Annotated in this window: 19 protein-coding genes; 8 read left to right on the top strand and 11 right to left on the bottom strand. The window is 67.6% G+C overall.

The window, feature by feature from the left end:
• Positions 1-55 precede the first annotated feature (55 nt).
• A complete protein-coding gene (locus ACTG4X_RS17455) occupies positions 56-1789 on the top strand; it encodes a carboxylesterase/lipase family protein (RefSeq protein ID WP_440531459.1) in 1734 nt (577 codons plus the stop codon).
• 49 nt (positions 1790-1838) lie between these two features.
• On the opposite strand, the gene ACTG4X_RS17450 is transcribed toward ACTG4X_RS17455, so the two are convergent.
• Positions 1839-3071, bottom strand: a complete 1233-nt coding sequence (locus ACTG4X_RS17450) for an SAM-dependent methyltransferase (RefSeq protein WP_097199341.1) — start codon at positions 3069-3071, stop codon at positions 1839-1841.
• Between the two features lie 154 nt (positions 3072-3225).
• Entirely contained in the window at positions 3226-4218 is a 993-nt protein-coding gene (locus ACTG4X_RS17445) for an AraC family transcriptional regulator (protein WP_093054883.1), read from the bottom strand.
• A 244-nt stretch (positions 4219-4462) separates the two neighbouring features.
• On the opposite strand from ACTG4X_RS17445, the gene ACTG4X_RS17440 reads away from it, so the two are divergent.
• Positions 4463-5515 carry an aldo/keto reductase gene (locus ACTG4X_RS17440; protein WP_093054881.1) on the top strand — a complete coding sequence of 351 codons (1053 nt, stop codon included), beginning with the start codon at positions 4463-4465 and terminating at the stop codon, positions 5513-5515.
• Here ACTG4X_RS17440 and bioD read toward each other — a convergent pair.
• From bioD to ACTG4X_RS17410, 6 genes are all read right to left on the bottom strand, one after another.
• The gene (gene bioD, locus ACTG4X_RS17435; protein WP_440531458.1) at positions 5498-6238 is read right to left on the bottom strand and encodes a dethiobiotin synthase; all 741 of its coding nucleotides are present in this window, start codon (positions 6236-6238) and stop codon (positions 5498-5500) included. The genes ACTG4X_RS17440 and bioD overlap by 18 nt on opposite strands.
• Positions 6235-7467 carry an 8-amino-7-oxononanoate synthase gene (gene bioF / locus ACTG4X_RS17430; RefSeq protein WP_440531457.1) on the bottom strand — a complete coding sequence of 411 codons (1233 nt, stop codon included), beginning with the start codon at positions 7465-7467 and terminating at the stop codon, positions 6235-6237. The genes bioD and bioF overlap by 4 nt, the downstream gene beginning before the upstream one ends.
• Positions 7451-8833, bottom strand: a complete 1383-nt coding sequence (gene bioA, locus ACTG4X_RS17425) for an adenosylmethionine--8-amino-7-oxononanoate transaminase (RefSeq protein WP_440531456.1) — start codon at positions 8831-8833, stop codon at positions 7451-7453. The genes bioF and bioA overlap by 17 nt, the downstream gene beginning before the upstream one ends.
• A gap of 283 nt (positions 8834-9116) precedes the next feature.
• Positions 9117-9986, bottom strand: coding sequence for an NmrA family NAD(P)-binding protein (locus ACTG4X_RS17420; protein ID WP_440531455.1), 870 nt, complete (start codon positions 9984-9986; stop codon positions 9117-9119).
• Between the two features lie 13 nt (positions 9987-9999).
• Positions 10000-10311: a plasmid stabilization protein gene (locus ACTG4X_RS17415; protein ID WP_440534399.1), complete on the bottom strand. Its 312-nt coding sequence runs from the start codon at positions 10309-10311 to the stop codon at positions 10000-10002.
• A gap of 102 nt (positions 10312-10413) precedes the next feature.
• Entirely contained in the window at positions 10414-11307 is an 894-nt protein-coding gene (locus ACTG4X_RS17410) for a LysR substrate-binding domain-containing protein (RefSeq protein ID WP_093054870.1), read from the bottom strand.
• A gap of 166 nt (positions 11308-11473) precedes the next feature.
• Here ACTG4X_RS17410 and ACTG4X_RS17405 point away from each other — a divergent pair, with 166 nt between their 5' ends.
• From ACTG4X_RS17405 to ACTG4X_RS17380, 6 genes are read left to right on the top strand one after another with little or no spacing between them, the layout of a single operon-like run.
• Positions 11474-12607, top strand: coding sequence for a C45 family autoproteolytic acyltransferase/hydolase (locus ACTG4X_RS17405; RefSeq protein WP_440531454.1), 1134 nt, complete (start codon positions 11474-11476; stop codon positions 12605-12607).
• Between the two features lie 13 nt (positions 12608-12620).
• Positions 12621-13502 carry a hydrolase gene (locus tag ACTG4X_RS17400; protein WP_440531453.1) on the top strand — a complete coding sequence of 294 codons (882 nt, stop codon included), beginning with the start codon at positions 12621-12623 and terminating at the stop codon, positions 13500-13502.
• 15 nt (positions 13503-13517) lie between these two features.
• A complete protein-coding gene (locus ACTG4X_RS17395; protein ID WP_440531452.1) occupies positions 13518-14462 on the top strand; it encodes an ABC transporter permease in 945 nt (314 codons plus the stop codon).
• 5 nt (positions 14463-14467) lie between these two features.
• Positions 14468-15295, top strand: coding sequence for an ABC transporter permease (locus ACTG4X_RS17390; RefSeq protein WP_093054950.1), 828 nt, complete (start codon positions 14468-14470; stop codon positions 15293-15295).
• Positions 15292-16956, top strand: a complete 1665-nt coding sequence (locus ACTG4X_RS17385) for an ABC transporter ATP-binding protein (RefSeq protein WP_440531451.1) — start codon at positions 15292-15294, stop codon at positions 16954-16956. The genes ACTG4X_RS17390 and ACTG4X_RS17385 overlap by 4 nt, the downstream gene beginning before the upstream one ends.
• A 35-nt stretch (positions 16957-16991) precedes the next feature.
• On the top strand, positions 16992-18557 hold the full coding sequence (locus ACTG4X_RS17380; protein ID WP_440531450.1) for an ABC transporter substrate-binding protein: 1566 nt from the start codon (positions 16992-16994) through the stop codon (positions 18555-18557).
• A 7-nt stretch (positions 18558-18564) separates the two neighbouring features.
• Here the strand turns inward: ACTG4X_RS17380 and ACTG4X_RS17375 are convergent, their stop codons facing one another.
• Genes ACTG4X_RS17375 through ACTG4X_RS17365 form a run of 3 tightly spaced genes read right to left on the bottom strand, consistent with a single transcriptional unit; the run spans position 18565 to position 22038 of the window.
• On the bottom strand, positions 18565-19155 hold the full coding sequence (locus ACTG4X_RS17375; RefSeq protein ID WP_440531449.1) for a DUF4304 domain-containing protein: 591 nt from the start codon (positions 19153-19155) through the stop codon (positions 18565-18567).
• Entirely contained in the window at positions 19152-19769 is a 618-nt protein-coding gene (locus ACTG4X_RS17370; protein WP_440531448.1) for an alpha-ketoglutarate-dependent dioxygenase AlkB, read from the bottom strand. The genes ACTG4X_RS17375 and ACTG4X_RS17370 overlap by 4 nt, the downstream gene beginning before the upstream one ends.
• Positions 19756-22038: an ATP-dependent DNA helicase gene (locus ACTG4X_RS17365; protein WP_440531447.1), complete on the bottom strand. Its 2283-nt coding sequence runs from the start codon at positions 22036-22038 to the stop codon at positions 19756-19758. The genes ACTG4X_RS17370 and ACTG4X_RS17365 overlap by 14 nt, the downstream gene beginning before the upstream one ends.
• Positions 22039-22132 lie beyond the last annotated feature (94 nt).

Below are 22132 nucleotides of genomic sequence, written 5' to 3'. Positions count from 1 at the left end.
CCTAGCATCGGCCGCAAGTCGGGTCCGCTGTGGAACCGGCCACCCGAGGACGACGATGGCGCATCACGAGAAGAAGAGTTCTTTCCCGATCTGGCCCGAAAGCCGGCGACGGTTCATCCAGGCGACCGGCGCGTTGATCGCGCTGCCGCTGGCCGGTTGCGGCGGCGGAGGCGGTGGCGGCTTCCCGACACCTTTTGCCGGCAACGGTACAGGCACCGGACAACAGGCCGCTGCGCCGGTCGCCGACACCACCTCGGGGCGGTTCAAGGGACAGGTCAGCGGCAGCGTTGCGTCGTACCTCGGCATTCCGTATGCCCAGGCGCCCATCGGCGCGCTGCGCTTCCAGTCGCCGAAACCGTTCAAGCCCGCGTCCGACGTGGTGAACGCCGACAAGTTCGGCGCTGCCAGCCTGCAGACGCTGCCGCCGTACGTCACATGGATCTACCCCGTGCCGGCGCAGCAGAGCGAGGACTGCCTGACGGTCAACGTGTGGGCGCCTGCCGATGCCGCCAGGGCGCCGGTGATCGTGTGGCTGCACGGCGGCGCCTGGCGTACCGGCGCCACCAGCATGCCGCTGATGAACGGCGCAGCACTCGCGGCACTCGGCGTGGTGGTGGTCACGGTCAACTTCCGGCTGGGTGCGCTGGGTGGCCTTTCGCACCCGGACCTTGTCGATGCCGACACCGGCAGCATCGCCAACTGGCAGCTGCAGGACCAGATGGCCGCGCTGCAATGGGTGCACCAGAACGCCGCCGCCTTCGGGGGTGACCCGGACAACATCTGCCTGATGGGGCAATCGGCCGGCGGCACCAGCGCAGCGGTCATTGCGCAGAACCCCGCCTCCCGGAAGTTCCTGCGCAAGGTCGTGCTGTTGAGCCCCGGCAGCAACGCGGCACCGAACAGCTTCAGCCTGAAGGACGCGGCGGCATACACCGAACTGCTGGCCGCCCGCATGAACACTACGCCGCGGGGCCTGCGCGACGTGCCGGCCGCCACGCTCCATGCGGCGGAGATAGCGCTCAACGCGCAGCCGTTGCCAGCCACCATCACGACCGGGCGCAGTTCGAAGTTCGTTCCGGTCGTGGATGCGCAGTTCTGCCTCGCGGACTGGACGCGTGCCGCATGGCCGGCCGACCTGCCCGTGATCATCACTACCACGCTGACCGAAGGCAGCTTCTTCGTCGACCTGATCGACCCCGCCACCGGCAAGGCGCTGACGGCGCCCCTGCCGCAAAACGACACGCAGCTGCTGGCATACATCACATCGCTGACCAACTCGGCCACGGTGAGCAGCCAGGTGCTTGCAAGCTACCGCCAGGCCGCCGCCGACGAGGGGCGGCCGACGGGCGCCGGCGACCTGTTGGTGGAGATCTACGGCGACTACGCCATTCGCGTTCATTCGGTGCACTACGCCGGCAGGCTCGCCAGTGAAGGCAAGGACGTGCGCTTCGGCACCTACGCGCACGCTCTCAAGGCGCCGGGACACGGCGTGCCGCACTGCGCCGACCTGCCATTGCTCTTCGGCACCTACGGGCTGGACTACTACAAGGACAAGGTCGGCAACGGCACCGCGGAAGCGCAGCTGTCGGCAAGCATGGCAGCGGCGCTGGTGTCTTTCGCGCGTGAGCCTCAGGCCACGGCATTCGGTGCCGGCACAGCGTGGCCGCGCTACACGGGCCCCTTGGCGAATGTGGTGCGCATGGGCGAAGGCAGCAGCGCAGGCGTGGTCGTCGGCACGGTGCCGAAGCTGGCGCAACTCGCCATCTGGGACGGTCTTCTGGGCTACTGAAGTGGCTCAGGCGCACGGCCCTCGGGCCGCACGGCGCCGCAACCGTCAGTCAGCCCGCATTCAACGCCGAAGTGCCGTCGTAGATGTAGCGGCGCGACCAGGGCAGCGTCTTCGCCGACCTGCCCGCCTTGCGTCCGACGATCTGGTAGATGGCCACGTCGTCGTTCTCGAAGGCATAGGCACAGCCCGCGAGGTAGATGCGCCAGATGCGGAACTTCTCCTCGTCGACGAACGCGTGCGCCTTCTCGCTGTTGGCTTCGTAGGCATCGCTCCAGCAGCGCAGCGTCTGCGCGTAGTGGCGGCGCAGGTTCTCCACGTCGAAGGCTTCGAGGCCGCCCTGCTGCATGGCCTGCAGCGCCAGGCTGATGTGCGGCAGTTCGCCGTTGGGGAACACGTAGCGGTCGATGAAGTCGCCGCCGCCGTAAGACACGCCGCCGCCCTCGGGGTCGGACGAGGTGATGCCGTGGTTCATGACCACGCCGTCGTCGGCCAGCAGCTCCTGCACGCGCTTGAAGTACGCGGGCAGGTTCTTGCGGCCCACGTGCTCGAACATGCCGACGCTGGTGATGCGGTCGAACTGGCCGGTCACGTCGCGGTAGTCCTGCAGGCGGATCTCGATGCGGTCCTGCAGGCCGGCGGCCTTCACGCGTTCGGTCGCCAGGTCGAACTGGTTTTGCGACAGCGTCACGCCCACGCAGCGCGCGCCGAACTTCTGCGCCGCGCGAATCACCAGCGCGCCCCAGCCGCAGCCGATGTCGAGCAGGGTCTGGCCCGGCTTCAGTTCGATCTTGGTGAGGATGTGGTCGATCTTCTTCAGCTGCGCGGTGGCGAGGTCTTCGTCGCCGTTCTCGAAGTAGGCGCACGAATAGACCATGTTCGGGTCGAGCCACAGCCGGTAGAAGTCGTTGGAAACGTCGTAGTGGTACTCGATGGACTTCTTGTCCGACGACTTGGTGTGCGCGAAGTAGCGCGCCATTTGCCGCAGCGCGCCGCCGGGCTTGTCCATCGATGTCTTGGCCAGCCCGTAGGCAATGTCGATGACGTCGCTGAGCTTGCCTTCGATGTCGATCTTGCTCTTGACGTAGGCCTCGCCCAGGTTGTCGAGCGTGGGCTGCAGCATCAGCGACAGCGCCGCGGGCGACTTCACGTGCAACGTGACCGAAGGCCCGCTGAAGGTGCCGAAGTCATAAGACTGGCCGTCCCACAAGGTGAGCCGCGCAGGCAGGTTGGCGCGTGCACGAACGGCGGCGCTCCACTGCGCCAGCTTCTTTTCCCAAAGCATGCATTTCTCCGTGTTGTTTGGTTCTCCCGATCACATGAACGGGCTGCTGCAGCGAACAAAACAATAGCGAAATTTTGCAAAACCTGCATGGTCGGGACGACGCAAGAAATTGCAGCAAGTGCTACAAGGCGGCCGACCCACCGCAAGCGAACGCTCAGGCCGCTTCCATCGACTCCGCGCCCATCGCATCATTGCCCGCCTCGCCGAGCCAGCGGCGCTTGTCGCGCAGCGGCGGTGCGCCGAACATGCGGCCGTACTCGCGCGCGAACTGCGACGGGCTTTCGTAGCCCACGTTGTGCGCGGCGCTCGCCACGTCGGCGCCGGCAATCAGCATCTGCCGACGCGCCTCCTGCAGGCGCAACTGCTTCTGGTACTGCAGCGGGCTCATCGCGGTAACGGCCTTGAAGTGATGGTGGAACGACGACACGCTCATGTGCACCGCCCGCGCCATGTCTTCCACCCGCAGCGACTGCGCGTAGTTGACGCGCAGCGCGCTGATGGCCTTGGCGATGCGCTGGGTGTGGCTGTCCTGCAGCGCGATCTGCCGCAGCCGCGCGCCTTCGCCGTTGACCAGCAGGCGGTACATGATCTCGCGCTTGATGAGCGGCGCCATGATCGGCACGTCTTCCGGGGTGTCGAGCAGCCGCAGCAGGCGCAGCACCGGCTCCAGCACCGGCATGGCGATGCGGTTGACGTACATGCCGCGCGAGGCCGGCGCGTTGGCCTTGGCCGGCAGCTTCTCGTCACCGATGAGGTCGCCGATTTCGTCGAGGGCCAGCTCCAGCCGCACGCCGAGGTACGGCTCTTTCTCGCTCGTCACGCACACCTGGCCGCACACCGGCAGGTCGACCGAGGTGACGAGGTAGTGCATGGGGTCGTACACGTAGATGTCGTCGCCCACGATGATCCGCTTGGAGCCCTGCGCAATGAGGCCCAGCGCCGGCGACGCAAAGCCGTGCTTGGGGCCTTCGGGCTTGCTGATGCAGAACACCTGCAGGCCGGGCACGGCGGTGATGACTGTGCCGTCCTGCCCCTGGGTGATGTGCTCGATCAGCGCCACCAGTTCCTTGCGGGCTTCGTCGAGTTCGGGTTCCAGCGGCATCGGCTGTGCGATGACGGCGGCGATTTCGGGTGTTTCGTCGGACATGTTCGGGGCCTTGTCGCGGTGGGAGGCCAGGGAATGGCCACCATGGAGGATTGAGCGGTTTTGTAGCTTAGCGCGCCTCCCTTGGATTCGCACCTGCCGGCGGGGAGGTCTGGAGAATCAGGCAAATACTTTGCAGGAACGCGCTCGCCACGCCGGGGGCGGCAGCCGGATACTTTTTGCAGTCGCCCGGGCTTTCCGGCCCTTTCGGCCTCCCTCGGGCGCCTCCACCGCAAAGGATTCCTCCATGCAATACCGCAAATTCGGCCGCACCGGCCTCTTCGTTTCCGAGCTGTGCCTCGGCACCATGACTTTCGGCGGCTCCTCCGGCATCTGGGGCCAGATCGGCAACCTGCAGCAGTCCGAGGCCGAAGGGCTGATCGGCAAGGCCATGGACGCCGGCATCAACTTCATCGACACGGCGGACGTGTACTCCGACGGCCAGTCAGAAATCATCACCGGCCAGGCACTGAAGAACCTCAAGGCGCCTCGCGACAGTTTCGTGCTGGCCACCAAGGTGCTGGGCGAAACCGGCAGCAAGGGCGTCAACTCGGCCGGCGCCTCGCGTTTTCACATCATGGATGGCGTGAAGGCCAGCCTGCAGCGCCTGCAGCTCGACCACATCGACCTGTACCAGATCCATGGTTTCGACCCGGCCACGCCCATCGAGGAAACCGTGCACGCGCTGGACAACCTCGTGCGCCAGGGCCACGTGCGCTACGTGGGCGTGTCGAACTGGGCGGCCTGGCAGATCGCGAAGGCGCTGGGCATCGCCGAGCGCGACCGGCTGGCGCGCTTCGAATCGCTGCAGGCCTACTACACGATCGCCGGGCGCGACCTGGAGCGCGAGCTGGCGCCGATGCTGCGCAGCGAGAACGTCGGGCTGATGGTCTGGAGCCCGCTCGCGGGTGGCCTGCTGAGCGGCAAGTTCGGCCGCAATACCGAAGCGGAAAAAGGCAGCCGCCGCACCACCTTCGATTTTCCGCCGGTGAACGTCGAACGCGCCTACGACTGCATCGACGTGATGCGCCAGCTGGCCGAGGCGCGCAAGGTGTCGGTCGCGCAGATCGCGCTGGCCTGGCTGCTGCACCAGCAGGTGGTGACCAGCGTGATCATCGGCGCCAAGCGCGCCGAGCAGCTGGACGACAACATCGCCGCCACGGCCATCAAGCTCACGGCCGATGAACTCGCCACGCTGGACAAGGTGAGCGCGCTGCCGGCCGAGTACCCGGGCTGGATGCTGGAACGCCAGGGCGGCGTGCGCGGCAAGCGGCTGGTGGAATCAAACCAGCGCGGCTGAGACTTCCGACGCAGCAGCGCGACGCGCGGCATGCGCCGCCGTCGCACGCAGTGCGCGCAGGTCGATGTGGCGGGCCGCGCTGGCCGCATCGGGGTGTTCGAGGTGCGGCACGATGCCGAGCAAGGGCACACCGAGACGCGCGCGCAGCGTCTGCAGATTGGCCTGCGGCGCGAGCATCGATGGATCGACCATGCTCGCCACCCAGCCCGCCAGCACAAGGCCTCGCGCGCGAATCGCCTCGGCGCTCAGCAGCGCATGATTGAGGCAGCCCAGCCGCAGCCCGACCACGAGGATCACAGGTAGGCCCAGCGCCACAGCGAGATCGGCGCTGTCGAGGTCGTCGCCGAACGGCACACAGAAGCCGCCCACGCCTTCGACCACCACCGCATCGGCACGCGCCGACAGTTCCGCGAAGGCCGAGAGCATCGGCTGCAGCGCGATGTGCACGCCTTCTTCCCTGGCCGCCAGGTGCGGCGACATCGGCGGGCGCAGCAGGTACGGGCAGCGCAGCGCCAGCGGCGCATCGACGTTGCCGGCCGCGTGCAGCTGCTCCACGTCTTCGTTGCACCATTCGCCATTCATGTCTTCCAGCCCCGCGGCCACCGGCTTCATGCCGACCGCGCGCAGGCCCGAGCCGGCCAGCAGGCTCAGCATGGCGCTGCTGACCAGCGTCTTGCCGATGCCCGTGTCGGTGCCGGTCACGAACCAGGCCCGGCGCGTCATGCGGCTTCCTTCAAAGGCTGCGCGAGGGCTTCGCCCAACGCATCGACCAGCCGCGCGACATCGGCCTCGCTGTGGCTGGCCGACAGCGCGATGCGCAACCGCGCCGTGCCGGCCGGCACGGTCGGCGGGCGGATCGCGCCGACGCGCAGGCCGCGTGCATCGAGCTGCGCCATGACTCGCATCGCGCGTGCGTTGTCGCCGACGATCAGCGGCTGGATTGCGGTGGGTGACTCCGGCAGCCACGCGCTTCTATCTGCTGGCAGCACTTCCTTCAGGCCGCGACGCAACTGCGCGATGCGGGCCAGCAACTGTGCACGGCGTTCCGCGCCCTCCTCGCCCTCGATCAGCGTCAGGCTCGCGAGCAGCGCATGCGCGACGGCCGGCGGCGCGGCGGTGGTAAAGATGTAGGGCCGCGCACATTGCACCAGGTAGTCGATGACGGTACGGTGCGCCGCTACGAAAGCGCCCGACACGCCAGCCGCCTTGCCCAACGTGCCCACCAGAACCAGTCGCTCAGAGCGCAGGCCCATCGCTTCGAGCACGCCGCGCCCTATGGCGCCCAGCACGCCGAAGCCGTGCGCGTCGTCGATCACCAGCCAGGCGTCGTGCCGCTCGGCCAGTGCGAGCAGTTCGGCCACCGGCGCGATGTGGCCATCCATGCTGAACACCGCATCGCTCACGATGAGCTTGACCGGCGCATCGCAAGCCGCGAGTTGCGCGTCGAGCGCGGCCACGTCGCAATGTGGATAGCGCTCGACGCGCGCTTTGGCCAGCCTCGCACCGTCGATCAGCGAGGCATGGTTGAGCGACTCCGAGAAGATGACGGCCTCCGCTCCGCCGAGCGCGGACAGCACCGCGAGGTTGGCCATGTAGCCGGTGCAGAAGAACAGGCTCTGCGCCTCGGGAATGAAAGGCGCCATCCAGCCGGCCAGCCGCTCTTCGAGCAGTGCGTGGGCACGCGAGTGGCCAAGGATCAGGTGCGAACCGCCGCTGCCGGTGCCATACAGCGCAGCGCCTTCGGCCCACGCAGCAGCCAATGCGGGATGCGCGGCGAGGCCGAGATAGTCGTTGCTGCTGAAGCCGAGCATGGTGCGCGGAGCAGTGGCGCCGGCCAGCGTCAGGGTCTGTTCGGGTGCGCAGGCGGTTTCGGCGATCTGCCTGCGGCGGCGCAGCGACTGGGCGTCGAGCGCATGGATCTCGCCCTGCAGGCGGTCAAGCAAGCGCGACATCGCGGGCTCCTTCCTTTGAACTCGTGGCCATGACGGCTTTCAGCGTGGCCAGCGTGCCGTCGACCAGCTGGTCGATCTCGCCGTTGTTGATCGCATACGGCGGCATGAGGTAGACGGTGTTGCCGATCGGCCGCATCAGCAGCCCCTGCGCACGCGCCGCCATGTGGAAGCGCTCGGCAAAGCGCGCGCCGGGCTCGCGCACGTCGAAGGCCGTGATCATTCCTCGCTGCCGCAGGTGATCGACCGGCTGGCCCTCGAGCCCGTCGTGCAGTCGCTGCAGCAGGCGCGCCGCCCGGCCGCGGTTGCGCTGCAGCGCGTCTTCGCTCTTGAACAGGTCCAGCGTGGCCACCGCCGCGCGGCAGGCCAGCGCGTTGCCGGTGTACGAATGCGAATGCAGAAAGCTGCGCGCCACGTCGTCGTCGACAAAGCCTTCGTAGATGGCGTCACGCGTCATCACCAGCGCCAGCGGCAGGTAGCCGCCGCTGATGCCCTTCGAGAGACACAGGAAGTCGGGCCAGATGCCGGCCTGCTCGCACGCGAAGAAGCTGCCGGTTCGGCCGCAGCCCACCGCGATCTCGTCGGCGATGAGGTGAACTTGGTAGCGGTCGCACAAGGCGCGCACGAGCCGCAGGTATTCGGGGTCGTGCATCGCCATGCCGGTGGCGCATTGCACCAGCGGCTCGACGATCACGGCGGCGATGGTGTCGTGCTGTTCGGCCAGCAGAGCTTCGAGTTCGGCTGCGGTGCGGCGGGCGACGGCGGTCGCGTTTTCGCCCGGCTTGGCGTTGCGTGCATCAGGTGAAGCAACGAGGTGCGCATTCGCGAGCAAGGGGGCGTAGGCGTCGCGGAACACCGGCACGTCGGTCACGTGCAGGGCGCCGAGCGTCTCGCCGTGGTAGCCCTGCTTCAGCGCGACGAAGCGCTGCTTGCCGCCACGGCCCGCATTGCGCCAGGCGTGGAAGCTCATCTTCAGCGCGATCTCCACCGCAGAAGCGCCATCGGAGGCATAGAAGCAATGGCCCAGCGCGTGCCCCGTCAGCGCGGACAGGCGCTCGGCCAGTTCCACGGCCGGGGCGTGCGTGCAGCCCGCGAGCATCACGTGCGAGAGCTTGTCGAGCTGGTCTTTCAACGCAGCGTTGAGCGCGGGGTGTGCGTGGCCAAAGAGGTTGACCCACCACGAACTGGTGGCGTCGAGGTAGCGACGGCCTTCATGGTCGAAAAGCCAGACGCCCTCGCCTCGCGCGATGGGCAATGGCGGCACTGCTTCGAGGCGAATGCTCTGTGTGCACGGATGCCAGACATGGCGGCGGCTGCGTTGCTGCAAAGCGGCATTGGGAGATGAGGAAGAAGCAGTCGTAGAAGGCACCCGCGCATTCCTTTCGTGAGGGCAAGGCGCGGGATCGTATCGATGGGTTCACCGTGCGGCAAACCGCTGGACGGCTTGCGAAATGACGGGCGGATCAGCGACGTTTGCAGGCGTAGAAGCCGCGTTCGGAGCAACGTCGCAGAACAAGCCGGCTTCTCGCACCCGGGCCGCGATGGCGGGAAAACGCAAGTTGTCCGGCTGCCGCCAGAAACAGGTCACGAATGTCCGGTTTTAGCGGCTTCACGGCCTGAGCCCCGGATATCGGACAGCATATTGGCGGGTTTCAGCGGTCCGGACTCTTCTTCACCAGCGCGGAGATGTACTCACCCAATGAAATCGCGCCGCGCTCCGGCTTGTCGGGCGGTTCGTAGTGCTGGTCCAGCGTGACGCGCGTCATGGCCGCGTACGACCTGGCGGCAGCGTCGGAAAAGCCCAGCGACCTGAACGCCTGCTCCCATTGCTCGCGCGGCGTCTCGACCACCTCCACCGGTCGCCCCAGCGCTTGCGAGAAAGCCCTCGCCACGTCGCCCGCCGAATAGTGCTCCGGCCCCTCGACGTGATGCGGCCCCGAGGACTCGGGCGGGCCCAGCATCAGCCTGGCGGCGAACTGCCCGAGATCGTGCGGCGCCACCATCGGCAACCTGAAGTCGGCGGGGTACATGCTGTACACCTTGCCTTCCTCACGCGCGGTCTTCAGCGAGGCGTCCCAGTTGCTCATGTAGTAGGCGGCGCGAATGGCGCTGAACGGCGTCGGGCCGGCGCGCAACGCCTGCTCCATGTCGTACAGCACGCCCAGGTCGCCCAGGCCCTCGCCAGGCTGCGCGCCGTAGGTCGACTCGGCGACGATCTTCTCGAGCCTGCAGCCTTCGAGCGCCGAGAGAATGGCGCGCAGGCTCCTGTGCTCTTCGGCCACCGTGTCGGTCGAGGGCGCTGCCGGCGGGTTCAACACGAACAACCGATGGCCGCCCTTGAACACGCGGTGCAGCGCATGTGTGTCGAACACGTCGACCACGGCCACGTGCGCGCCCTTGGTTCGCAGGGCTTCGGCCTTGTGCGCATCGCGCGTCACCACTGTCACCGGTTCGCTGCGCGCGAGCAGGTCTTGCGCCAGCGCCGAGCCGACGTGGCCCGTCGCTCCCAGAATGATGTGCATCGTCGGCTCCGTGTCAGCCGCGCTTTTCGGCGTTGCGCCTGCGCGTGGCGGCGGCCTTCATCGCGGAAGCCGAGCGCGCGGCCGCTGGGCGATGCGCGGCGGCAGCGCCACCCATGCGCCCACCCTTGCGTGCCGGCGCATGGTTCTCGGCCTTGCCGCGCCCGGAGCCCGACTTCTTGCCGCCGCCGGTCTCGGCATTCACCGTGGCCCAGGCGCGGCGCCCGGCTTCGGCCTTGCCCACGCCGCGGTGTTCGTAGCCTTCCTCGATGTGCTCGGCCTGTCGCTTCTGCTTGTCCGTGTAGGACGACTTGTCGCCTCTTGGCATGGCATTGCTCCTGCTCATGAGAAGCCTCCATGCTGGGCGCGCGAGACGCGCCGTGGGTCGGAAGACGCGCGGGCTGCGCGTCAGCCTTGTCTGTCGTGCGTGTCAGGAGCCCGGCTTCATGCGGCGCAGGTGCGCCAGCATCTCCTCGCGGACCACGCCGGTGATGTGGCTGCGCCGCCCGTTCTCCAGCATGCCCAGACGGCGCGCGATCGGCCGGCCGGGCAGCTGCAGCACGCACAGCGCGGGGTCGCTCTCCCAGTCGAAATTTTTCAGCAGCGGCGCCATGGTGAAGCCCACGTTCTTGCGCACGAGCTCCGCAATGGCCAGCAGCGAGTTGAGCTCCAGGAACTCTTTCGGCACCAGCTGCAGCCGCCGCAGGATGCGGTCGATGCGCGCGCCGGTCGGTGTGCGCCGGTCGAAGCGGATGAAGGGCTGGCTGGCGAACAGGCTCGCAATGCTCGTGTCGGGCGCGGCGATGCCCGAGTTGGCGATGACGGTGAGCGTCTCGTCGTAGCACGGCGTCCACAGCAGGCCCGGCACCTCGGGCCATTGCCGCTCGACGACCACGGCCGCGTCGAGCTCGCCGCTCACCACGTCCTGCATCAGCTGAGTCTGCTCGCGCACGCGCAGTTCGACTTCGAGGTTCGGATGCAGCGACTTGAGCTGCGCCAGCGTGCTCGACAGCAAGCCCATGGCCGAGATCAGCGAGCCGAGCTTGATGGTGCCGGCGATCTGCCGCTGGTCTTGCAGGTCGCGCCGCATCGACTCGTATTGCGCCAGCAGCTCTTCGGCGCGCGGCAGCAGCAGATGGCCCGCGGGGCTCAGCACCATGGTGCGGCCGGTCTTGTCGAACAGCGTCTTCTTCATTTCCGCTTCGAGCGCGCGCATCTGCTGGCCCACGGCGGCCTGCGTCAGCGCGACCTGGTCGGCCGCCGCGGCAAAGGAGCCGCCACGGGCCGCGGCAACGAAGGTGCGAAGAAAGCGGATGCTGCTCATGGCGTGTTGCGTGCCGCGTTGAAAGGAAAAGAATTTATTTACTAATTCTAAATAATTTTTAAATTTATTTTTTCCTGTACCTGCCAAAGAATGCGGGCCATGGTCATTGCCTTAGCGCCTTCAGGCGGCAGGCCGATGACAGGAACACACCAGCCCCTTTCACCTCATGACCACCCCTGAATACTTTCCCCTAGTCGATGTTTCCGGCACGCCGCATGCGCGCGGCCTGCAGCACGGCCGCGCCGTGCCCGAGCGCGTGGCCGGCGGCGTGGCGCTCTACCGCGCCCAGCTCGGCCGCCGCGGCCTGGACGACGCCACCATCCGCCACCTGGCGCAGTCGATGCTGCCGCTGATCGAGGCCTACGACGCGAGCTATCTCGAGGAGATGCGCGGCATCGCCGAAGGCGCGGGCGTACTGCTCGAAGACATCGTGATGCTCAACTGCCGCACCGAGATGCTCTTCGGCTATGCCGACATGAAGCGCCCCGCCGAAGCTTCGGCCGACGCCGCCCCCTCCGAAGACGGCGACTGCACCGGCCTCGTCGTGCTGCCCGCGCGCTCGGCCACCGGCCGCCTGATGCACGCCCACAACTGGGACTGGCGCCAGGAATGCGTGGACACCGGCATCGTGCTGCGCATCCGCAATGCAGGCGGCCCCGACATGCTCACCTTCACCGAAGCCGGCGCGCTGGCCCGGCACGGCTTCAACAGCAACGGCGTGTCGCTCACCGGTAATTCGCTGACCTGCCATGAAGACTTCCAGAAAGGCGCCGGCGTGCCGCTGGTGCTGCTGCGCCGACGTGTACTGGAGGCCACCAACCTCGCGCAGGCGATGAAGACCATCTGGGCCTCGAAGCGCTACTGCGCCAACAACATGATCCTGGCGCAGGCCAGCGGCAACGACGGCTCGGGCATCAGCCTCGAGACCTCGCCCGGCGAGATCTTCTGGACGCTGCCCGAAAACGACCTGCTCGTGCATGCCAACCACTGGATGTCGCCCTCGGCCGTCATCAAGCTGCGCGACCCGGGCCTGCCGCAGCGCCCTGACAGCATCTACCGCCAGCACCGCGTGGAGAACGCCCTGCGCCGCGTGGAGGGCCGCATCGACTGGACCGACGTGAAGGCCGCGCTCGCCGACGAATTCGGCAAGCCCGACGGCGTGCTGCGCACCCCGAAGCCGGCCGACTTCAGCAGCATCTCGGCCACCGTGGCCACCACGCTCATGGACGCGGGCAACCGCGTGATGTGGGTCGCGCGCAAGCCTTACGAGGCCCGCAATTTCCAGGAATACACGCTTTGATCGCCCCGCTCCCATGACCCAGAACACTTCCACCGAAGCCCCCACGGCCATGGCCGACCAGCGCGCCCGCTCCATCTACGACCTGGGCCCCAGCACCATCTACGCCTCGCGCAGCGACCCGCGCTTTTCTTACTGCACCTACGTGCCTGAGCACATCGGCAAGCCCGGCGCGCGGCCGATGCAGCTGGTGGTGGTGATGCACGGCACCGGCCGCGGCTTCGTCAACTACCGCGAGGCCTTCAGCGGCTTCGCCAAGTGGAACGACTGCATCGTGCTGTGCCCGCTGTTCCCGGCCGGCGTGCGCGGCGACGGCAATCGCGACGGCTTCAAGCACCTGATCGAGGCCGACATCCACTACGACCGCATCCTGCTCGACATGGTCGCCGAGGTGGGCGAGAAGTTCGGCTGCGACTTCAGCCAGTTCGCGCTCTTCGGCTACTCGGGCGGCGGCCAGTTCGCCCATCGCTTCGCAATGCTGCACCCCGAGCGGCTGTGGGCCGTGTCCATCGGCGCGCCCGGCTCGGTCACGCTGATCGACCCCGAGCAAGGCTGGTGGGTGGGCACGAAAGATTTTGCCGGCCGCTTCGGCAAGCCGATGAACCTCGAAGCCCTGCGCCGCGTGCCGGTCCACATGATTGCCGGCAAGGCCGACATCGAGACCTGGGAGATCACGCACCGCGAAGGCGGCAAGTACTACATGCCCGGCGCCAACGATGCCGGCCGCACCCGGCCCGAGCGGCTGGAAACGCTGCGCCGCTCCTTCGAGGCGGCGGGCGTGAAGGTCACTTTCGACCTGCTCGACAACGTGCCGCACAACGGCCTGGCCTGCGTGGGCCACGTGCAGGACTTCTTCGCCGACGCACTGCATGCGCTGCGCGAGCCGCGCGCCGCATAACAAGGAAGACGGCCCATGTTCCGTTTCGCAGCGTCCCGCATCGCCATGGCGATACCCACACTGCTCATCGTGGCGGTGTCGGTGTTCGTGCTGATACGGCTGATTCCCGGGGATCCCGCGCAGTTGCTGCTGGGCGACCTCGCCACGCCGGCCAGCCTGGCCGAGCTGCGTGCCCGCCTCGGGCTCGACCGCTCGCTGCCGGCGCAGTTCAGCATCTGGTTCGGCCACGTGCTGCAGGGCGACCTGGGCACCTCGATCAACAGCGGGCAGGACGTGCTCTCGCTGGTGACCGACCGCTTTCTCATCAGCGGCCGCATCGTGCTGGTGGCCGTGGCGCTGGCCGCGATGGTGGCGGTGCCCGCCGGCATGATCGCCGCGTGGAAGCAGAACCGCGCGCCCGACCTGCTGCTGGTCGGCACGGCGACGCTGCTGGTCTCCATTCCGACCTTCTGGCTGGGCCTGCTGTTGCTGCTCCTGTTCGGCCTGAAGCTGGGCTGGCTGCCGGTGGTGGGCTACGTGGGCATTGCCGAAGACTGGAAGAACGGCCTGCTCTACCTGGTGCTGCCGGTGCTCACGCTATTCCTGCACGAGATCGGCGTGCTGATGCGCATGGCGCGCGCCAGCACGCTCGAAGTGCTGCGGCTGGACTACATCACGCATGCGCGCGCCAAGGGCCTGTCGGAGCGCGCGGTGCTGATGCGCCATGCCTTCAAGAACGCCTTCGGGCCTACGTGGACGCTCATCGGCCTGGTGCTGGGCAACCTGCTCGGCGGCATCGCGGTGGTGGAAACGGTGTTCACCATTCCCGGGCTGGGCCGGCTGCTGGTCGATGCGATCTTCGCGCGCGACTACCCGGTGATACAGGGCTGCCTGCTGTTCGTGGCGGTTATCTACGTGGTGGTGAACCTCGTCATCGACCTTTGCTACCCCTTCTTCGACCCGAGAGTCGCCGTCGAATGAGCACGATGAAACGCAAGAAGCGCATTCCCCTCAACGCCTTGATCGGCATCGTCATCGTCGGTTTGATCGCGGCCGCGGCGCTCGTCAGCCTCGTGTGGACGCCGCACGATCCGCTTCGCATCAACTTCGGCTCGCGCCTGAAGCTGCCGGGCGGCGCCTTCCTGCTGGGCACCGACGAATTCGGCCGCGACGAACTCTCCCGCCTCATGGCCGGCGCCGCCACCAGCGTGTGGATTGCAGTGCTGACTGTCGGCTTCTCGATCGTGGTGGGCAGCATCGTCGGCGTGCTGACGGGCTTTCTGCGCGGCTGGACCGACCGCATCGTGATGGCCTTCAACAACGCACTGCTGGCCTTCCCCGGCCTGCTGCTGGCGCTGGGCCTGCTCGCGGTGGTGGGTGCGAACCAGTACGGCATCATCCTGGCGCTCGGGCTGGCCTACACGCCATCGGTGACGCGCATCGTGCGCGGCACAGTGCTGTCGCTGCGCGAAAAGGAATTCATCGAATCCTCGCGCGTGCTGGGCAACTCCGAGCTCTACACCATGGTGCGCCACGTGCTGCCCAACTGCACCGCGCCGCTGACGGTGCTGGCCACTTCGATGTTCGGCTGGGTCATATTGGCCGAGAGCGCGCTGTCGTTCCTTGGCCTCGGCGTGCCGCCGCCGGCGCCCACCTGGGGCAACATGCTCGCCTCGGCCCGCCCGTTCATGGCGCAGGCCAGCTACCTTTCGATTCTTCCGGGCCTGTGCATCGCACTGACGCTGCTGGGCATCAACCTGCTGGGCGACGCGGTGCGCGACTGGCTCGATCCGCGCATGAAGGGCGTGCAATGACGACCACAACAAACGGCCCGCTGGTCAGCGTGGAAGGGCTGACGCTCGCCGTCGGCATGGGCGGGCGCGAGATCGTGCGCAACGTGTCCTTCGACATCGCCCCGGGCGAGATGGTCGGCATCGTGGGCGAATCGGGCAGCGGCAAGACTCAGGCAGCGCGCGCCATCATGGGCCTCACGCCTCCGCCGCTGGTGCGCACGGCCGGGCGCATCCTGTTCGAGGGCGAAGACCTGGCGCTGGCCAAGCCGGCGCGGCTGCGCGAGCTGCGCGGCGCGCGCGTGGGCATGGTGTTCCAGGAGCCGATGACTTCGCTGAACCCGTCGATGACCATCGGCAAGCAGCTCGGAGAGGCGCTGGCGCTGCACCGACGCGAGCTGCCTGCGGCCGCGCGGCAGGCGCGCATTCTCGACATGCTGGCGCGCGTCGGCATCCGCGACCCCAAGGGCGCCCTCGATGCATGGCCGCACGAGTTCTCGGGCGGCATGCGCCAGCGGATGATGCTGGCCTCGGTGATGCTGCTGGAGCCCGCGCTGCTGATCGCCGACGAGCCGACCACCGCGCTCGACGCCGTGGTGCAGCGCGACGTGCTGGAACTCATGGTGGGCCTTACGCGCGAGCACAACACGGCCGTGCTGATGATCAGCCACGACCTGCCGATGGTGGCGCGCTTCACGCAACGCATGGTCGTGATGCGGCACGGCGAGGTGAAGGAAACCGGCCGCACCGACGACATGCTCGAACAGCCGAAGCACGAATACACGCGCGAGCTGCTGCAGGCCATGCCGCGCCGCCTGCCCGCGCGGCAGGTGGCCGACGAGGCTCCGGTCGTCGAAGTGCGCAACCTGGTGGTCGACTACGCGGGCCACCGCCGCCTGTTCACCAAGGCTGTACCCAAGCGCGCGCTGCACGGCATCGACCTGGTGGTGCGCCCGCGCGAGGTGGTTGCGGTGGTCGGCGGCTCGGGCTCGGGCAAGACCACGCTGGGCCGCACCATCGCCGGGCTGCTCAAGCCCAGCGGTGGCGACATCCTGTTCCGCGGCCGGCCCATCCTGCGCTCCGATGCGGGGTGGTCCGACTACCGGCTGCAGTGCCAGATGGTCTTCCAGGACCCGTATGCCTCGCTCGATCCGCGCATGACCATCGACCAGCTGGTGGGCGAAGGCCTGCGGCTCATCAAGGGCATGTCGGCCGCCGACAAGGCGCGCCGCGTGCAGGAAGTGCTCGACGAGGTCGGGCTCGGCGCGTCCTTTGCGTCGCGCTATGCGCACGAGCTCTCGGGCGGCCAGCGCCAGCGCGTGGCGATCGCGCGCGCCATCGTGCGTCGGCCGGCTTTCGTGATTGCCGACGAACCGGTGTCGGCGCTCGACGTGACGGTGCGCGCGCAGGTGCTGGAGCTGTTCGCCGAGCTGCAGAAGCGCCACGGCTTCTCGTGTCTTTTCATCAGCCATGACCTCGGCGTGGTCGAGCAGATCGCCGACCGCGTGATCGTGATGCAGGACGGCCGCATCGTCGAGCAAGGCCCGCGCGACGCGGTGTTCGACGCGCCGCAGCAGGAATACACGCGCAAGCTGCTGTCGGCCATCCCGGCGCTGGAGCCGACCGCCAGTGGCGGCGTACGGCTGCGCTGGCGCTTCGGCGCCGAAGCCCCGGCCTTCGCCTGATTTTTCTTTTTGCAATCGCACCGCAGGAGTCCTTCATGCACCGCTTCACCTTCCGCCACGCTGCCATCGCCGCTGCCTGCCTGGCCGCCTCGGGCGCCTTCGCCCAGACCACCGTCACCGTGGCCCAGCCCGCGGACATCCGCTCCACCAACCCCGGCGTGAACCGCGACAACACCACCGACGGCGTGGTGCTCAACATCGTCGAAGGACTGGTCGGCTACCGCATGGACGGCAGCGTGGGCCCGCTGCTGGCGCAGTCGGTCGACGTGTCGAAGGATGGCCTGACCTACACCTTCAAGCTGCGCAAGGGCGTGAAGTTCCACAACGATGCGCCGATGACCTCGGCCGATGTGGCGTGGAACTGGAAGCGCTACATGGACCCGAAGACCGACTGGCGCTGCACCAGCGAGTACGACGGCCGCAACGGCCTGAAGGTGGTCGAGACCGCAACGCCCGACGACAGCACCTTCGTGATGAAGATCAACAAGCCCTCGGCCGTGTTCCTCGACACGCTCGCGCGCACCGACTGCGGCATGACGGCCATCCTGCACAAGAGCTCGGTGAAGGCCGACGGCAGCTGGGACAAGCCCGTGGGCACCGGCCCCTTCAAGTTCGGCGAGTGGAAGCGCGGCGAATACGTCACTGTGACGGCCTTCAAGGGCTACACCTCGCCGGCCGGCGCCACCAAGTCAGACGGCTACACCGGCCTGAAGGCGCCGCTGGTGGACACGGTGAAGTTCCTCGTCGTGCCCGACGCGGCCACCGCGGCGGCCGGCCTGAAGTCGGGCGCCATCGATGCGGGCCAGATCACGTCGAGCGATGCGCAGGAACTCAAGAACGACCGCAACCTCGTGGTGCAGGCTCCACCCGAGGCCATCAAGAACGTGCTGCTGATCCAGACGCGCGACCCGCAGTTGAAGAACCAGAAACTGCGCCAGGCCATCGCGGCCTCGCTCGACATCGAGCAGATCGTGGCGGCCGCCTCCGAAGGGCTGGGCTCGGTCAACAACTCGGCCATCCACAAGGGCTCGGCCTTCTACAGCGCCGCGCAGAAAAAGGGCTGGCACTACGACCCCGCGCAGGCCGCCAAGCTGCTGCGCGAAGCCGGCTACAAGGGCGAGAAGATCACCATCCAGACCAACAAGCGCGCCCATGTGCCCAGCTATACGGTGGCGGTGCTGGCGCAGGCCATGATGCAGGCGGTGGGCATCAACGCGCAGATCGAGGTGCTCGAATGGGCCACGCAACTCGACCGCTACAACAGCGGCAACTACCAGATGAGCTCGTTCAGCTACTCCTCCCGCCTCGACCCGGCGCTGAGCTACGAACAGTTCTCGGGCCCGAAGGACAAGCAGGCGCGCAAGGTGTGGGAAGACCCGCAGGCGCTGAAGCTGATCGACGACAGCTTCGCCGAATCTGACCCGAAGAAGCGCCAGGCCCTGTTCGACCAGATCCACGCGCTGATGATCCAGCAGGTGCCGATGGTGATGCTGTTCAACGGCCTCGACGCCTGGGCGGTGCGCAAGCGCATCAGCGGGTTTGCGGTGTGGGAAGGCAAGCCGCGCATGTGGGGCGTTTCAGCTGCTGCTGCGCGCAGCTAGCCGAGCGCTAGGCCGTCAGGACCTTCGCGAGGTCCGCCTTCAAGGACGTGGCCCGTTCCGGCGCGCGCGCCAGCCCGGCATCGACCAGGGCCTGCGCTCGTGCCCGATCGCCCAGGTGCACTGCGATCCGCGCGAGATGCAAAGCCGTTCGCGCGTGGATTTGGTTCGGGTCGGTCTCGCGCAGCATCTGCTCGAAGCTTTGCGGGTAGCTGCCATGCCGTGCAAAGAAAGCGCGCCCCGGGCCCGCCCACTCGCTCACGATGAACTCGACGTTCTCTTCCGCCTGCTCTTTCGTCGCGCCATAGGCCCATCCGAAAGCGGCGCCGGGCGGCGGCTCCATCCGGTCGCGAAACACGCAATGCGATTCCTCAAGCGCGTCGGGCGTCACCTGGGCACCGCCTTCGGTCGGCAGGAAGTCGAGATGCGCGCCGAGGTTCAGGTAGCACGCCTTCCCCCCGCTCGCGCCCTGCACGTTGAACACATGGATCAGCGGCCCATCGATGCGCCGCAGCGTCTGGCCCGAACCCTCGAAGCCTTCGGCCTTCAGGACAGGAAAGAGTTTTTGCGTAAGCAGCTTGAGGAAGGTGGTGCGGTTCATGGGGCGCGAATTCTCCGTGTGCGCAAGGTGATGGAATAGCGCAAGGCCTCGGTCGGTGCGATGGCATGTTGCCATGCCCAGCGCGCCGGGCCGCGCAGCAGGTACACGGAGCGCGGCTCGATCAGGAATTCGAGCGTGGCGGGGCCTGAGGCCGGTGTGCCGGGCACGTACGGCCTGAACTGCATCACCGCGTCGCTGCGCAGCGAAACGCCGATGATGTCCTCGAAGTCCGGCACGTCGCGATGCCAGCCCAGCGGCGTGCCGGGACGGTACTCGGCGATCAGCATGTGAGTGAGCTCTTCGGGCGCGAAGCCGGCCCATGCGGCCGCCTTCGCGCGCAGCGGATGCAACACTTCAGGCAGAGGCGCGCCGGGCTTGAGGCGGTTGTTCTCGAAGTCGTAGCTGCCGCCGAAGCTGGTGCCGCGCCGCCGTGCCGTGTATTCCTTGTAGCGCATCTCCTTGAGCGGCAGGCCCTGCACGATGTGCAGCAGGTCGGCTTCTTCCTCGGCGGACAGGAAGTCGCGCTCGTAGCGCAGGCCTTCGATGGTGGCCACGGGCGCTTCGCCGAACAGGTCCGGCTGACCTGCGTGTTCGATGCGTCTAGCGGCGCGCATCTTCGTTGCCCCCGGCCAGTTGCACATGCCACCAGCGCGGCATCAGTTCTCGGATCTCGGCGCGCGCGAAGCGGTCGTCGAGCAGGTGCAACACGCCGCGGTCTTCCTCGGTGCGGATCACGCGGCCGGCCGCCTGCACCACCTTCTGCAGGCCGGGGTAGAGATAGGTGTACTCGTAGCCCTTGCCGAAGCGCGTCTGCATGCGCTCGCGCGTGATCTCGTTGAGTTCGTTGTATTGCGGCAGGCCCAGGCTGGCGACGAAGGCGCCGATCAGCCGGCTGCCCGGCAGGTCGATGCCCTCGCCGAACGCACCTCCAAGCACCGCGAAGCCGATGCCCTGCCCGCCCTCCTCGAATCGTGCGATGAAGCCGTGGCGGTCGGCCTCGCGCATGCCGCGCGTCTGCGTCCATACCGGTACGCCGGGGTGTCGCTGCGAGAACGCGGCGCAGGCTTTCTCGAGGTAGTCGAAGCTGCTGAAGAAGGCCAGGTAGTTGCCCGGCAGGCGCTCGAACTGCGCGCCGATGATGTCGGCCACGTTGCGCAGCGACCCCGCGCGGTCGCGAAAGCGCGTCGACACATGCATCGCCACTTCGACGCGCAATTGATGGCTGTCGAAGGGCGAGGCCACATCGAGCAGCGCGGTGTCTTCGGGCAGCCCCAGCGCATCGCGGTAGAAAGCGAAAGGCGACAGCGTGCCCGAGAAGCAGGTGACCGACACCGCATCGCCAAAGCGCGCTTCGAGGAACGGCGCAGGCACGAGATTGCGGATGGCCAGGCTGCGATCCTGCTGCGTGGCCCCCAGCGTGCGCTCGAACACCGAGTGGTCACCGAAGGCCTCGGCCAGCCGGGCGAAGTGCAGCGCGTCGAAAAAGAAACGCTGCAGCGGCCCCTGCGAGGCATCGGGCGTGGCCGCGAAATACTCGGCCATGGCAGTGTTGGCTGCCTGCAGGGTTCGCAGGAAACGTTCCGGAATTTCGTCGGCGGTTTCGTAGTCGGCCACCTGCGACTGCTGCACCGTGTCCCACTCGCGAAACAACCGGGCCAGCGGGCCGCGCAATGCGGCGGGCGCCACGCGATGCGCCTCTTCGAGCGCCGCGCCTTCGAGTTGCGCGGTGTACATGCCGCGCGAGCGCTCCAGCAGGTTGTGGGCCTCGTCCACCAGCACGGCCACGCGCCAGTCGGCGTCGCGCATGGTGGCGTAGAGGAAGGCGCTGCTGTCGAAGTAGTAGTTGTAGTCGCCGACGATGGCATCGGCCCAGTGCGCCATTTCCTGCGCGAGGAAATAGGGACACACCTCGTGCGCAAGCGCGATGTTGCGCAGCGCTTCGCGGTCGAGCCACGCCACCTGCGCGGCCTGTTCGCGCGCGGCGGGCAGGCGGTCGTAGAAGCCCCTGGCGAGCGGGCAGGCATCGCCGTGACAGGCGCGATCGGGGTATTCGCAGACCTTCTCGCGGGCCGCGAGTTCGAGCACGCGCAGGCGACCCTGTCCCCTGCCCTTGTCGAGCACGCGAAGCGCGTCGAGCGCCACCGGCCTGCCTGAGGTCTTGGCGGTGAGGAAGAAAAGCTTGTCGATCTTGCGCGCCGCGCGGGCCTTGAGCAGCGGGAAGATGGTGGCCAGCGTCTTGCCGATGCCCGTGGGCGCCTGCGTCATCAGGCAGCGTCCGCCCACGGCCGCGCGGTAGACGGCTTCGGCCAGTTCGCGCTGGCCGGTGCGAAAGGCGCGGTGCGGAAACTCGAGCTGGCCAAGCGTGGCGTCGAGTGCGACGCGATGGCCGGCTTCGCTGTGCGCCCAGGCACTGTAGCGGCCACACAGCTGCTCGAAGTGCTCCCGCAGCGCTTCGCGGGTGTGGTGCTCTTCGAGCACGGTTTCGTCGCCGGTGGCCAAGTCGAGGTACACCAGCGCCACGGTCATCTCTTCGTGGCCGTTGAGTTCGCACAGCATCCAGCCGTAGGTGCGGGCCTGCGCCCAGTGCAGTGCGCGGTGATTGCCGCGGATGGCGTCGAAATCGCCGCGGAAGGTCTTGATTTCTTCGACGCGGGATGCGCGGGCCTCGTAGCCGTCGGCCCGGCCGCGCACGCGAACCGTGCCGCAGGTGGCTTCGAGCCCGACCTCGCAGGCGTAGTGCTCGGGATCACGCCGGTGCTGCACCATCGCGTGCCCGGCCATGCCTTCGAGCGCGCTGGGTGCGGGCACGAAGCGCAGGTCGAGGTCGCCCGCCTTCGCGCCGAAGGCGCACAGGGCCTTGACGGAAACTACATGCGCGATCATGGAGGCCGCATCCTGCGGGTTGGAGGGTTCGGGGCCCATCTGGAAATGCTGTATGAATTTACAGTATAGCCACGCCAATACGCCGCTTGCGGTT

Origin of the sequence: Variovorax sp. YR566, from assembly GCF_051992195.1 — a bacterium.
Classification (GTDB): domain Bacteria; phylum Pseudomonadota; class Gammaproteobacteria; order Burkholderiales; family Burkholderiaceae_C; genus Variovorax.
The sequence above is the reverse complement of the archived record's forward strand: the minus strand, read 5'-3'. Positions and strand labels throughout refer to the sequence as shown.